Annotated in this window: 13 protein-coding genes and 1 pseudogene; 10 read left to right on the top strand and 4 right to left on the bottom strand. The window is 34.8% G+C overall.

Annotation, left to right across the window (positions count from 1 at the left end; genetic code table 11):
- Positions 1–92: 92 nt before the first annotated feature.
- A pseudogene (locus AABL87_RS05320) lies at positions 93–257 on the top strand (tRNA pseudouridine(55) synthase TruB); the annotation flags it as partial.
- 828 nt (positions 258–1,085) lie between these two features.
- On the top strand, positions 1,086–2,174 hold the full coding sequence (locus AABL87_RS05315; RefSeq protein ID WP_341277052.1) for a DUF6266 family protein: 1,089 nt from the start codon (positions 1,086–1,088) through the stop codon (positions 2,172–2,174).
- A gap of 84 nt (positions 2,175–2,258) precedes the next feature.
- Here the strand turns inward: AABL87_RS05315 and AABL87_RS05310 are convergent, their stop codons facing one another.
- Positions 2,259–2,627, bottom strand: coding sequence for a hypothetical protein (locus AABL87_RS05310; protein WP_016650159.1), 369 nt, complete (start codon positions 2,625–2,627; stop codon positions 2,259–2,261).
- Between the two features lie 300 nt (positions 2,628–2,927).
- Between AABL87_RS05310 and AABL87_RS05305 the strand changes: the two genes are divergently transcribed.
- Positions 2,928–3,551 (top strand): YiiX/YebB-like N1pC/P60 family cysteine hydrolase, encoded by a 624-nt coding sequence (locus tag AABL87_RS05305; protein WP_025125397.1) that lies wholly within the window; start codon positions 2,928–2,930, stop codon positions 3,549–3,551.
- A 108-nt stretch (positions 3,552–3,659) separates the two neighbouring features.
- On the opposite strand, the gene AABL87_RS05300 is transcribed toward AABL87_RS05305, so the two are convergent.
- The gene (locus AABL87_RS05300; protein ID WP_341277051.1) at positions 3,660–4,262 is read right to left on the bottom strand and encodes a thioredoxin family protein; all 603 of its coding nucleotides are present in this window, start codon (positions 4,260–4,262) and stop codon (positions 3,660–3,662) included.
- Positions 4,263–4,454: 192 nt separating this feature from the next.
- Here AABL87_RS05300 and AABL87_RS05295 point away from each other — a divergent pair, with 192 nt between their 5' ends.
- From AABL87_RS05295 to AABL87_RS05265, 7 genes are all read left to right on the top strand, one after another.
- Positions 4,455–5,252, top strand: coding sequence for a patatin-like phospholipase family protein (locus tag AABL87_RS05295; protein WP_341277050.1), 798 nt, complete (start codon positions 4,455–4,457; stop codon positions 5,250–5,252).
- Positions 5,253–5,297: 45 nt separating this feature from the next.
- Positions 5,298–6,017 carry a UMP kinase gene (gene pyrH / locus AABL87_RS05290; protein ID WP_025125399.1) on the top strand — a complete coding sequence of 240 codons (720 nt, stop codon included), beginning with the start codon at positions 5,298–5,300 and terminating at the stop codon, positions 6,015–6,017.
- A gap of 9 nt (positions 6,018–6,026) precedes the next feature.
- Positions 6,027–6,590, top strand: a complete 564-nt coding sequence (frr, locus tag AABL87_RS05285) for a ribosome recycling factor (RefSeq protein WP_006257386.1) — start codon at positions 6,027–6,029, stop codon at positions 6,588–6,590.
- 160 nt (positions 6,591–6,750) lie between these two features.
- Positions 6,751–7,848, top strand: a complete 1,098-nt coding sequence (locus AABL87_RS05280; RefSeq protein WP_006262789.1) for a Glu/Leu/Phe/Val dehydrogenase dimerization domain-containing protein — start codon at positions 6,751–6,753, stop codon at positions 7,846–7,848.
- Between the two features lie 260 nt (positions 7,849–8,108).
- Complete coding sequence (gene asnS, locus AABL87_RS05275) at positions 8,109–9,542, top strand: asparagine--tRNA ligase (RefSeq protein ID WP_253113105.1); 1,434 nt, start codon at positions 8,109–8,111, stop codon at positions 9,540–9,542.
- A gap of 110 nt (positions 9,543–9,652) precedes the next feature.
- Positions 9,653–11,107, top strand: a complete 1,455-nt coding sequence (gene rpoN, locus AABL87_RS05270) for an RNA polymerase factor sigma-54 (protein WP_006262788.1) — start codon at positions 9,653–9,655, stop codon at positions 11,105–11,107.
- Positions 11,108–11,120: 13 nt separating this feature from the next.
- A complete protein-coding gene (locus AABL87_RS05265) occupies positions 11,121–11,735 on the top strand; it encodes a hypothetical protein (protein ID WP_006257390.1) in 615 nt (204 codons plus the stop codon).
- Here the strand turns inward: AABL87_RS05265 and AABL87_RS05260 are convergent.
- The gene (locus AABL87_RS05260) at positions 11,723–12,430 is read right to left on the bottom strand and encodes a porin family protein (protein WP_341277049.1); all 708 of its coding nucleotides are present in this window, start codon (positions 12,428–12,430) and stop codon (positions 11,723–11,725) included. The genes AABL87_RS05265 and AABL87_RS05260 overlap by 13 nt on opposite strands.
- Positions 12,431–12,442: 12 nt before the next feature.
- A complete protein-coding gene (locus AABL87_RS05255) occupies positions 12,443–13,642 on the bottom strand; it encodes a DUF3078 domain-containing protein (protein ID WP_341277048.1) in 1,200 nt (399 codons plus the stop codon).
- Position 13,643: the final 1 nt, after the last annotated feature.

Raw genomic sequence — 13,643 nt, 5'->3', positions numbered from 1 at the left:
GCCTCACTTAATTAGGAATTAAGGATATTTATCTTCGCCATAATGTACTGAAATGACGAGACAGACTAACTATTGATATGATAGGCTAAGTGACTTATATCCGCTCTCTAGCTTATGACTTTGGAAACAAAGTAAACTCTGGAGCACACCTAAGCGCCCTACGCAGAACCAAAATCGGAGACTTCGATGTCATCAACGCAGTCACTCCAGAAGAGTTCGAAGAACAGGTATTAAAAGCAATCGCTGACAATATATAATCAAAAAGCTATAAGATATCTTGTGGCTTTTTTTGTATCGTATCGTTTACGCCTATTGTATTTCTGAGCCTGCGAAGAATCTCATTATACACATCCGTTCTCGTTGTCCTTCTGAGCTTGCGAAGAATCTCATTCTACATGATTGTAGAGTTACGTGTGTGACCCTTCCTATCGTCAGTGTGACATAGATAACGAATGAGTAACCTTAAATCCTTGACTTACAGAATTAACTCAATAGACTCGTTGGCGCGGATTTATAATCCGTGACATCACATTACCCAAAAATTTAAAAATACTTTTTTCTCTTTTCGCTCTGATTACAGTCAAAAAATAAGAATACCCTCACTAATTTCTCTTTTTTCCTTCACTTGTCTCCTCTTGAAGAAAACCAATCCTGCTAAAAGGTTCCTTTTTTCTAATTTTTTTTAATTGCATAAAAACATTACAAGCTGTATATCAATCATTTATTAAAAAACATAATTATACCAACCATTCGAAAAAGTCAGGAAAACTAAACCATAGGAGCCTTTCCTTGGACAATAATAGGACTATACTAGGATGATAACGGGGTTAAAGCAACTTTTGCCCAATAATACTCCTTTTATACTTTTTCTATTCTTCTTTTATGAAAACGATAGGTGATCATAAGATATTCAAAATACCCTCTATAGAAGGCGAAATCATTCGCTTTGATATTCTTCATTTTAGGTTCTCATTTTTATAAAGTGTGATGTACACTAGGACAACTTCTTTTATCGATTGTTTGAACAGTTAAATAATCATATATCAGTATTTTATACCTTGTAATAACCAAAAAACGAGATAATCATGGCAGAAATCAAAGAAGGAATATTAGGCGCTGTAGTAGGAAAGGTAGGAACCGTAGTGGGCGTACTCTGGAGAGGGAGAAATATACTCCGCGCTAAGCCGCTAAAATCAAGTAAAAAAGCGACAGAAGCTCAGCTAAAACAATGGGATAAGATGAGTCTCGTATCTACCTTTGCGAGTAAATTCAAGGATTTTGTCAATGCGCATTGCCCTGCGGTGTACAACGGAGAGAAATGGATGACAGGAAAAGAACAAATGATTTCTAGGCTGATGAAACAAGGTATCACAATGCATGAAGGGGAGCAATATGTGCAAATAGACAAGGTGCTACTCTCTATCGGAACTCTTGCTCCTGCTGTGATTAAGAAAATAAGTAGACTCAAAACTGGAAAGCTAAAAGTACAATGGGATAATCATCTGATCAATCCGCTAACGCTCGATACAGACGTACTAACAATCATGGCGTATCACGAAGAATTAGACCAATTCATGACTATCTCTACTATCGGACAACGCAAAGATAGATATGCTCACTTCGCTCTACCGAAAGAATGGCAAGAAGGAAGAGTCTATCTATGGAGTATGTGGAAAGCACAAGATGGTAGTGTACATAGTACAAGTTGCTTTCATGGAACATTAGAAATGGATATTGAGGGAACTGGGAACCGTGAAACAGGGAACGGGGGAACTGGATTTGAAGAAACGGGGAACGAGGGAACGGGAAACGAGGGAACGGGAAACGAGGGAACGGAGAGTATGGAAACTGGGAACCGTGGAACAAGTAACAAGGGAACAAGTAACAAGGGAACTAATAATAAGGAAACTGAAAACAGAGAAGCAGGTAACATAATAACTGAGAATAATCTTTTACTAGATAGTGTAAGTGAGTCTTCACCTCCTAGCTCTCCTATTCAAGAAGAGTCCACAACTAAAAAAGAACTACCACCTGGGCTCATCCGTCAAGTCAGAAAGAAAATCATAAAAGAAATAAAGTCAAGAGAGTATTCGCCTTCTAGTGATAATGCGGCTGAAGGGATCATTAATAGAGGGCAGTCTATCTTAGAAGCACTAAAGGCAGAGGAGAGATAGAGGGAGTGATAAAATGAATATTCTTACCTACTTTACTACGATCCTATAAGTTGTAATCATCTTACAGTTAAATCATCATGCCTTTTACTCTTCTCTTTTAAAAGCAAGTTGATAGACATTACCATTGGTATCCATGCCTAAAAGACCTCCTTCCTGAGAGCGTTCTATCTCGATATAAAATCGAATACCTAGACTGTCACTCGCTATATACCCAGCACCGACATCTCCTTTTAGTTTTACTTCACCACTATAATGCAAGCCTTCGCGATCCATCCCTTCCACAAGAAAGAATGATAATTCACTTTCTTTTTCATTTGGGGTATATTCCATTTTCTCTAACTTCTGGTAATCATCAATTCCTTTAGGATCCTCTTTTATTTTTTTGCAGCCTAATAAAAGAAAAAGCCCTAGTATAGATAAAACACACTTTTTATTATTTATAATCAACGACATAACATTTTTTTCTTAGCACGAAAATAGGCATACTAATACTCTTCACCCACCACAAATAAGTAAAGCATGGCTTTTTCTTAGTAAACCATTCATACTAATGGTTAAAACGATTTGAAAATCAGTAATGTTCCTCCTATCTTTGCCTAAAACCAAAATAAATAATAGATAAATAGCACTAACTAAGTATATTCTATCCTGCTTTTATCATCTCTAATATCACATTAGAGCAATGATAATAAATAGTGCATAGTTACACTTCTGCCTTTATTTACTATCTGTTTTGGGTTAAAAACATAACTTATGCGTAATATACTTTTCCTATTTATTTTTATCACACAACTATCTTGGGGACAAAAAACAGAATATCAAGAAGGTGACCTTATTTTTCAAAACATAGACTGTGGTCCCTTATGTGATGCTATTAATGAAGTAACTTTTGGTTATAATGATTTAAATTTTAATCATATGGGGATGGTAATAGAACACGAAGGTAGTCTACAAGTCATAGAAGCTACTTGGCCTGAAGTATGTATTACGCCGATGGAAGACTTCCTAAACAAAACAAAAGAACCTATGTACATAGGTCGTCTAAAAGGTAAACTGACTAAACTAATTCCTGCTGCAAAGGAATTTGCTATAAAACAAGTAGGTGTTCCTTATGATGTCAATTATCTATATGCTAATGGTAAATACTACTGTTCAGAACTTATCTATGAAGCCTTTAAAGCATCTAATAAGAATAAAAGTTTTTTCTATCTATACCCAATGACGTATAAGTCAAAGTACACTAAAGAAACATTCCCCGTATGGGCAACATACTTTGAAAAATTAGGACAGACTATACCTGAAGGAGCACCTGGATGTAATCCTGCTGGAATGTCATTAGACCCTAGGCTAAACATCATAGGCCCTATCATTAGATAGTTTTACACACTGTATTGATGACATTATATAATAGGCTATAGATAGCTTCTGTCATACTGAAATCAAACAAAAAACGCTCTTTCAAAAATTTGAAAGAGCGTTTTTTAGTTATAATTCAAAAGAAGTCATTAACTCGATTACTTCTTTTTGTACTTCATGTCCTTTATCTTTCGTGTACCACTTCTGTAGTTCTACCTTACCAGCTTCGTCTACTACACCATGAGCAGCTTTATAATCTGTCACTACTTTTTGTCCTAAAGCAGGTCTTGGCCCCCAGTGTCCTAATACTTTTAAAGTATCTTGTTCTACAATGATCATCTTTGGGATAGCTCTACCTCCATTCGTTAAGAATGCATCCATCAGTTCTAGATTCTTATCTCTCAATACTAATCTCATCTCAATATTAGGAGTTACTTCAGCCATCTTATTAAGAATAGGTACGATCTGAGCGGCATCTCCACACCAACATTCCGTTATCACTATCCAAGTGTACTTTTTCTTTAAGCTAATTAACTTATTAGCTACTTCTTCTTCTACCTTCATGGTCTTGTCTAAACGGTGAAGTCTAGCCTCATTCAGCTCTGCATAAGCTAAATAATCGTCGCTTAGCTCTAGAGAAGCTTTATCATTAGTCAGTGCATCAGTAACAAATTGTCTAAATTCAGTATAACTAAAACTTTTGTCAATGTATTTTGAATCAATGTTTATCATTTTGTGTACTTTTATTGTTTGTTATTACCAAAGATAAACCTTTTACAGCAAATAAAATGATGACAAAAGTCAGAGAGGTAATTTGTCCAAGCAAATTTAACACCTAAGCGACATGTTTAGACCGTTAATAGCTTAGGGTAACGTATTTCTTAATAGAATAGATCATTTTAGACGTGCTTAATAATTTAAATTATGATACATAAAACCAAAATCGGATTAGTGTTATCAGGTGGTGGTTATAAAGGAATAGCCCATGCAGGAGTATTACAGTTTTTAGACGAACAACATATCAAACCAGACTATCTAGCAGGTACTAGTGCAGGCTCTATTGTCTCATCCTTATACGCAAGAGGCATAGAACCTAAAGAGATATTAATGTTCTTTAAATCTGTCAATATCTTTAACTGGCAACACTTCACTCTAAAGAAAGCAGGGTTAATGGATGTAAACGCATTTGATAAATACCTAAACAAAGTATTTGGAGACTTAACCATTGGTGAATTAGACATTCCTGTATACATTAACGCTACTGATATCGTCAATGGAAAATTGCACATATTTAGCAAGAATACAAAGGTAGTGGATGCAATCCTTGCCTCTAGTGCATTTCCTGGAGTGTTCTCTCCTTATCAGATTGGCAATAAAATATATAGCGATGGAGGAATTATCAATAACTTCCCTATCGAGCTTCTAAAAGACAAATGTCATTATATCATCGGAAGTAATGTAACTCCTATTCAGCAAGTAAGTGCTGATAGTCTAACGTCTATACGATCTGTAACCTTCAGAGCATATGAACTGATGACAACGATCAATAATGCTAAGTTAGGCAAACTATGTGACTGGCTTATAGAGCCCAAAGAGCTTACACTCTACTCTACCTTCGAACGCAGTAAGAAGAAAATGGATGAGATTTATGACTTAGGATATCAAACAGCGAAAGAGACATTCGAAGAGAATCAACATATTTTTAAAAAAGCTATTCCATAGAAGCATATAATCTTTATATTTGCAAAACTTTAAAAATATCTTTCAATGAAGTACAAAAGAATTCTACTAAAATTAAGTGGAGAAGCCTTAATGGGAGATCAACAATATGGTATTGATCCTAAGAAATTAGCAGAGTATGCTGCTGAAGTAAAAAAAGTTCACGATTTAGGTGTTGAAATTGCGATTGTAATAGGTGGAGGAAATATTTTTAGAGGCGTTGCTGGAGCAAATGTAGGAATGGACCGAGTACAAGGTGACTACATGGGAATGCTTGCTACCATTATCAATGGTATGGCATTACAAGGAGCATTAGAAGCTGCTGGAATGTTAACTAGATTACAAACTGCCTTAAAAATAGAGGCTGTAGCAGAACCTTATATCAAGAGAAGAGCTGTTCGTCACTTAGAAAAAGGAAGAATCGTAATCTTCGGTGCTGGTACAGGTAACCCTTACTTCACTACTGATACAGCTGCTGTATTAAGAGGAGTAGAGATTAACGCTGATGTAATCTTAAAAGGAACAAGAGTGGATGGTGTATATACTGCAGATCCTGAAAAAGATCCTACAGCAGTTAAATTTGAAAAAATCTCTTTCAGCGAATGTTTGACAAAAGGACTAAATGTAATGGATACTACAGCATTTACTCTAAGTAGAGAGAATGAATTGCCTATCGTAGTATTCGATATGAATAAACAAGATAATTTATTAAAAGTTTGCCAAGGAGAAGATTCAGTAGGAACTACTGTATCCGTAAACGTTAATTAATCTATAGTTATGACAGAAGAAATCAATTTAATAATCGACGCTGCCAAAGAGTCTATGGACAATACTGTAGCTCACTTAGAAAAAACATTATTAAACATCCGTGCTGGGAAAGCATCTCCACAGATGTTAGGAGCAGTATTCGTAGACTACTACGGATCACAGACTCCACTATCTCAAGTAGCGAATGTAAATGCAGCTGATGCACGTACATTAACAGTTACTCCATGGGAGAAAAACATGTTACAACCTATCGAAAAAGCGATTATGATCGCTAATCTAGGGTTAAATCCGATGAATAACGGAGACAACATTATCATCAATATCCCTGCATTAACAGAGGAGAGACGTAAAGACTTAGCTAAACAAGCTAAATCTGAAGCAGATGATGCTAAAGTAGGTATCAGAAATGCTCGTAAAGACGCAAATAACGATATCAAAAAAGAAGAGAAAAACGGAACATCTGAAGATATCTGTAAAGATGCTGAAGAAAGAGTTCAGAAATTAACTGATGGTTTCGTAAAAAAAATAGATGATATTCTAGCTGTAAAAGAAGCAGAAATCATGAAAGTTTAAAAAAATCCGCAAGTATGCGGATTTTTTTTTGTCATATACTTTCTAATTAGAGAGTTGTTATTGCGATATCCTTATTTTTATCGGAAACAAAAGTTACCACACTCATAATCAACACATTTTACTTATCTTTATAGATAACTAACACCAAAATACATTGATTATGAATACAACAATCTATTCACCAGAAGAACTCAAAAAGATAGCACCTGTATTTGGTCAACTATCCTTTGATAATCACGAGCAAATCATGTTCTGCCATGATAAAGATTCTGGTTTAAAAGCAATCATCGGTATACACAACACTACATTAGGTCCTGCATTAGGTGGAACTAGAATGTGGAACTATGCATCAGAGTGGGAAGCACTAAATGATGTGCTACGCCTCTCTAGAGGAATGACTTATAAATCTGCTATCTCTGGACTAGACTTAGGAGGAGGAAAAGCTGTAATCATGGGAGATTCTAAAAAGGATAAAAGCCCAGAACTCATCAAAGCTTTTGCTCAATATGTCAACTCTCTTAGTGGTAGATATATCACAGCTGAAGACGTGGGGACTACTACTGCTGATATGGATCTAATCCATACCATCACACCTCATGTGACTGGTATATCAGAAAGTCTAGGAGGTTCAGGCAACCCATCACCAGTGACTGCTTATGGCGTATTTATGGGATTAAAGGCCGCAGTACATTATCAGTTCGGGTCAGATAACCTAGAAGGCAAAAAAGTACTAGTACAAGGAATAGGGAATGTCGGCGAGACATTAGTAAAACACTTAACTGCTAGTGGAGCTATAGTTACAATCACAGATATCAATGAAGAGAGAGTAGCTGAAGTTGCTAAAAAATACAATACTAAGATATTTACAGGTACAGACCTATACTCAGAAGAAGTAGATATTTATTCTCCTTGTGCCTTAGGAGCTACTATCAATGATGATACTATCGAAAAAATCAAAGCAAAAGTAATAGCAGGAGCAGCTAACAATCAATTGGCAGTAGAAGCTATACACGGCAAAAGACTACAAGAACGAGGTATCGTCTATGCTCCCGACTTTTTAATCAATGCAGGAGGAATTATTAATGTTTTTGGTGAGATCGTTCACTATGGGTTAGATGAAGCTTTAAAACGTACTGAAAACATCTATAACACCACGTTAGAAGTACTTAATTATGCTAAAGAACACAATATAACTTCTCAACAAGCTGCTATGAAAAAAGCGGAAGACAGAATCAACAAAAAGAAAAACGCTAAATAATCGTTTAAAAAGCAGTCTATGGTTAGGCTGCTTTTCTTTTGCATCTCCCTTCTAACACTCGTTCATTACATAGTTCTCTGCTCTTCATTACGATTAGAGCACTTCTATTCCTTATCTATAATCGACGAATTCTTTATTCTCTCATAATTATTACCTCATTATGACAATTTCTTTATTCCATAATACACAATATTTTACTATTTTTGCAAGTATTTGAAATTGTCTAAATAAGACACTGATTATTAAAATTATAAATCACGATGAAACATACGAAAATTAACGATCTACTGGCAGGCAAAGGTCTACTCCATGAAGTTAAAGCAAAAGGATGGGTAAAAACGTTTAGAAATAACCAATTTATCGCCTTGAATGATGGATCTACGATTAACAATATTCAATGTGTTGTTGATTTAGATAAGTTCCCAGCAGAGTTGTTAAAAAAGATTCACACAGGAGCTGCAATCTCAGTTAGAGGAACATTAGTAGAGAGCCAAGGGGCTGGTCAAACTGTAGAAATACAAGTTGAAAATCTTAAAGTATACGGAGAAGCAAATCCAGAAGAGTATCCGATACAACCTAAGAAACACTCTCTAGAGTTCTTACGTGAGAATGCTCACTTGAGAATCCGTACAAATGTATTTGGAGCGATTATGCGAGTGCGTAGTGTTTTATCTTATGCTGTACATAAATATTTCCAAGAAAATGGATTCTTCTATTTCAATGCACCTATCATTACAGGATCTGATGCAGAAGGAGCAGGAGAAATGTTCAGAGTAACGAACTTAGACTTAAATAATCTACCTCGTACAGAAGAAGGAAAGATAGACTTCTCACAAGACTTCTTTGGAAAGACTACTAACTTAACTGTATCTGGACAATTAGAAGCTGAAACTTATGCTATGGCATTAGGTTCAGTATATACATTCGGACCTACTTTCCGTGCTGAGAACTCAAATACATCTCGTCACTTAGCAGAGTTCTGGATGATCGAACCAGAAGTTGCGTTTAATAACTTAGACGACAATATGGACTTAGCAGAAGACTTTATCAAATATGTAATCAACTACGTATTAGATAAATGTGCTGATGACTTAGCTTTCTTAGACAAGCGTTTACAAGATGAGGAAAAAACAAAACCTCAAGCTGAACGCAGTGAAATGAGTCTATTAGAAAAACTTCGCTTCGTAGTAGATAACAACTTTAAACGTGTTAGTTATACTGAGGCTGTAGATATCTTAAGAAACTGTAAGCCTAATAAAAACAAGAAGTTTAAATATATCATCGATGGATGGGGTGCAGACTTACAAAGTGAGCACGAGCGTTACTTAGTAGAAAAACACTTTAAATGTCCAGTAATCTTATTCGACTACCCTGCTGAAATTAAAGCATTCTACATGAGAATGAATGAAGATGGAAAAACAGTAAGAGCAATGGATATCTTATTCCCTGGTATCGGAGAGATCGTAGGTGGTTCTCAAAGAGAAGAGCGCTACGATGTTCTTTTAGAGAAAATCGAAAGAATGGGAATTGACAAAGAAGAACTTTGGTGGTACCTAGATACAAGAAAATTTGGAACAGCTCCTCACAGTGGATTTGGACTTGGTTTTGAACGTCTTGTATTATTTGCGACAGGAATGACGAATATTAGAGACGTGATTCCTTTCCCTAGAACACCGCAGAACGCAGAGTTTTAATATAATAAGACCTTTATAAAAGTGTTTACTTTATCACATATTTTCATTAAATTTGAAAAAGAAAGTGTTTTAAAGTAAACATTTTTTATTTGTAATTAATATTCAAAAGAATGCTTAAACAAAGTTTACAACTCAAATTATCTCAAAAATTATCTCCTCAACAAATCCAGTTGATGAAGTTAATACAATTACCCACTTTGGCTTTTGAACAAAGGCTGAAGGAAGAGCTAATTGAGAATCCTGCGCTAGAGACTGGTAAAGAAAATGAGTCTACAGACGTGGATGAATTTGACAATGACTTTGAAGACTATGACAATGAACGCATAGAAGCAGAAGACATCAATATAGATGAATATCTAAGTGATGATGAAACTCCTGACTATAAATTACAAGCGAATAACTACAGTAAAGATGATGATGAGTACGAAATGCCTATCATCGCACATGAATCATTTCATCAAGATCTGTTAAATCAATTAAACACCTTCATGTTAAATGATGGTGACAGAAAGATTGCAGAGTTCTTAGTGGGAAGTATCGATGATATGGGATACTTAAGACGTGAAACTCAAGATCTAGTAGATGACTTAGCATTCACTCAAGGTATCTACACGGATGAAGAAACTGTAGAAAGAATACTACTAATCGTACAAGAACTAGACCCTGCTGGTGTAGGCGCTAGAGACTTACAAGAGTGTCTTCTGTTACAGTTAAAACATAAAACACAGTCAGATGCTGTAGATCTAGCTACAGAAATTATAGCAGATCAATTCGATGCTTTTACAAAAAAACATTATGATAAACTATTACAGAGATATGGTGTCTCAAAAGAAAAACTTAGAAACGCTATTGATGAAATAGAAAAACTAAATCCAAAACCAGGAGGAGCTTATATAGGTAATGAACGCACTATAGAACATGTAGTGCCTGACTTTACAATTAAGATTAATGAAGGTGAACTTGAACTTTTATTAAATGGAAGAAATGCACCTGAACTTCACGTCTCTAAAGATTATCAAGAGATGCTACAGTCGTATAAGGAATCTGCAAAATCTTCTAGTGCACAGAAAGATGCTGTACAATTTATCAAACAAAAACTAGATGGTGCTAAATGGTTTATCGACGCAATAAAACAGCGTCAAGAAACTTTATTTGTAACCATGCATGCTATCGTTGAATACCAAGAAGAATACTTTCTGACAGGAGATGAGACCAAACTAAAGCCAATGATCTTAAAAGACATTGCTGATTTAGTAGGACTAGATATCTCTACCGTGTCAAGGGTAGCTAACAGTAAATATGTAGATACACCTTATGGTACTAAATTAATCAAGAACTTCTTCTCTGAAGCAATGGTTAATGATCAAGGTGAGGAAGTCTCTACATTAGAAATTAAAAAGATACTACAAAATATCATCGGTGAAGAGGACAAGAAAAAACCTTATCCTGATGACAAGCTAGCAGAGTTACTTAAAGACAAAGGATACCCTATCGCTAGACGTACAGTAGCTAAATATAGAGAACAATTAGACATTCCTGTAGCGAGAATGCGTAAACGTATTTAATACTGATTATTAAATGAAAAAAACAGCGAAATTATTCTCTTATATTTTTCATCCAATAACAGTCCCTTTCTTAACGACTTTATTGTATTTTTCATTAGCTCATTTCTACTTTTCTTCAGTAGAAATGTCTATTATATTAGGGCAAGTTCTAATTACAACCTGCCTATTGCCTATATGTATTTACTTTTTGTTGAGATCTCTTAAGCTTGTCAATACTTCTGTTATGGTCAGTTCAAGAAAAGAGCGTATCATCCCTTTTATCATCAACATTGTTTTACTGTTTATGCTAAAGGATTATATTCTATATAACAATAGTGCTTATACAATACGCTTATATATTTGGGGGTTAATGAATAGTTATCTCCTACTTCTATTATTTGGGTTACTAAAACAGAAGTCAAGTGTCCATATCACTACATTAGTTACTAGTTTTATGTTTTACATTCATGTACTAGTGGAACTACAACAACCTAATATTATCGGGGTAATTCTTTTCGTCTTTTTAATCGGGATAGTTGCTTGTTCTAGATTACTACTTAGAGCACATACATCTAAAGAAATTATTCAAGGTTTTTGTATTGGGATTATACCTTCACTAGTCTATATTTTTATCAACTATAAAATATAGAACATTACTCCTACATTTAGAAGTCTTAGTTTATTAGAATCCCACTTCAATACCTCATCTTTATATACATTATTCAATCCATAATACATATAAACATTCCATGTATTAAATCCTGCTGATAGATAAACTCCATACAACCATTTATTCACATTAGGATCCCCCTTAAATGTAGCAGAGTAATCACCTGTAGTGGTTTTCGTACGATCTCCAAAAACATAACTAGCCTTAAATCCTAAATAAACACGCCAAAACTTATGACTATATGGTGTTGAGTTTCTCCAACGAAGCTCAATAGGAAAATCAATAGCATGCAATGATAAACTACTTTTCTTATAAGAGCCTAAAATAACATGTTCATTATCTGGTGTAATCCCAAGATTACCTCTTAAGTTCAGATACGAGTATCCTACTCCAGGTGCTATAGCCACTGTTCTAGATTTATTAATAGGAAAATCTCTTAAAAAACCTCCATTCATTCCTATAGATACAGAACTTGGAGAAAAACCAGCAGGTTTATCTTGCATTAAAGTATGTGTGATACCGAAGTAAAACTGATCTTCTCTATATTTAAAATCAACTGTTTTTAAAGAATCCTGAACAGTTTCATTTATATTTTCGTTTGACTCAATATATTCTTGTCCATAAGCGATAAAACTGCTCAACAATACAGTACCTATAACTAGTAATTTTCTCATAGCTTCTTAGAATTAAAACGCGTAAGTTAATCCTACTCCTAAAGTTTGTTTAAACTGCACCTTAGGGCCTTCCATAACCTGCACACCATCTCTCACAACTTTATTCTTTACATTATCATCATAAATCATATACGTTCCTACATTAGCACGTACATAATCATTAACCTTAAGGTCTAACTTCATCTCAAACATGACATTTACATTACCAAAGTTGTTTAGATAATCACTATACAAAGTTAGTTTATGTTGATAAAACATATTTTTAAATATCTCTCTCTTCCATTCACTACTCAATAAAAAACCTATCTCAGCTTTATACTTAGATCCACGTCTAATAATATTACCTAAGTCATCTTTCTCTGCTTTAGTCACACCGAATGCTCCTTGATCTGCTAATGTCTGATCTAAAACGAATGTTGCTTTATGTGTTAATGGTGAAATATAAAACTTCATCTCTGTCTTAGGGTCTATATACTCAGCTCCAACCCCGACAAATAAGTATGCAGGAGCAAACCAAGCTGATACAGGATTATCAGTATCAGGATAATTATATCCGTTGGTAAACTGCGTTTTGAAGTTTAGCTTCGCTACATAATACCAATCCGAAATTGCAGAAGACTTATACCCAAAAGCAGAATTTAATTCTAATACATCATCTGTCTTACGAGATTCTCTTCCAGACTGCTTATTAAGACCATATCTTAAATTTAATGTATTCTCCCATAATAAACGCCCCTTAATATACTTACGTCCAAATTCTCCTTTTAAAAGTCCTGAAATAGAATTATCTCCTCCAGCACTCCAATTGACAAAAGCAATCTGATTAAAGTCTAACCCTAAGCGATTTTCTTTTTCCCAATAACCAATTATCTCGTTGTTAATAGGTAAAAGACTCAAATTTATATTAGGATTATAATTGGTCTTTATCTTATTCATTTTAGGTTTCTTTCTCTCTACATACACTGCAGGTTTTAAGAAAGGTTCTCCTCTATCATTCTTATCGTATATAATCGTCCCTCCACTATAATCTTTATATGGAATCATTCCCATCAATGGATTATACGGGTTCTCTTCTATACGTAAAGTATCTTTCTTTACATTTTGAACTTTCTTATTTTCTGATTGTTTACTTTCTGTCGTTTCTTGTCCATACGTCTGTAAACAACTCCCTAATACAACTAAACCAAGTAAACCTTTCTTAATCTTTCCCAAA

This window comes from Myroides sp. C4067 (assembly GCF_038039665.1).
Taxonomy (GTDB): Bacteria; Bacteroidota; Bacteroidia; order Flavobacteriales; family Flavobacteriaceae; genus Flavobacterium; species Flavobacterium odoratimimum.
The sequence above is the reverse complement of the archived record's forward strand: the minus strand, read 5'-3'. Positions and strand labels throughout refer to the sequence as shown.

What these genes read in the sequence shown, in the direction of transcription:
- AABL87_RS05315 (WP_341277052.1), top strand. Translation starts at nt 1,086, where the DNA reads ATGGCAGAAATCAAAGAAGGAATATTAGGCGCTGTAGTAGGAAAGGTA.
- AABL87_RS05310 (WP_016650159.1), bottom strand. Translation starts at nt 2,627, where the DNA reads ATGTCGTTGATTATAAATAATAAAAAGTGTGTTTTATCTATACTAGGG.
- AABL87_RS05305 (WP_025125397.1), top strand. Translation starts at nt 2,928, where the DNA reads ATGCGTAATATACTTTTCCTATTTATTTTTATCACACAACTATCTTGG.
- AABL87_RS05300 (WP_341277051.1), bottom strand. Translation starts at nt 4,262, where the DNA reads ATGATAAACATTGATTCAAAATACATTGACAAAAGTTTTAGTTATACT.
- AABL87_RS05295 (WP_341277050.1), top strand. Translation starts at nt 4,455, where the DNA reads ATGATACATAAAACCAAAATCGGATTAGTGTTATCAGGTGGTGGTTAT.
- pyrH (WP_025125399.1), top strand. Translation starts at nt 5,298, where the DNA reads ATGAAGTACAAAAGAATTCTACTAAAATTAAGTGGAGAAGCCTTAATG.
- frr (WP_006257386.1), top strand. Translation starts at nt 6,027, where the DNA reads ATGACAGAAGAAATCAATTTAATAATCGACGCTGCCAAAGAGTCTATG.
- AABL87_RS05280 (WP_006262789.1), top strand. Translation starts at nt 6,751, where the DNA reads ATGAATACAACAATCTATTCACCAGAAGAACTCAAAAAGATAGCACCT.
- asnS (WP_253113105.1), top strand. Translation starts at nt 8,109, where the DNA reads ATGAAACATACGAAAATTAACGATCTACTGGCAGGCAAAGGTCTACTC.
- rpoN (WP_006262788.1), top strand. Translation starts at nt 9,653, where the DNA reads ATGCTTAAACAAAGTTTACAACTCAAATTATCTCAAAAATTATCTCCT.
- AABL87_RS05265 (WP_006257390.1), top strand. Translation starts at nt 11,121, where the DNA reads ATGAAAAAAACAGCGAAATTATTCTCTTATATTTTTCATCCAATAACA.
- AABL87_RS05260 (WP_341277049.1), bottom strand. Translation starts at nt 12,430, where the DNA reads ATGAGAAAATTACTAGTTATAGGTACTGTATTGTTGAGCAGTTTTATC.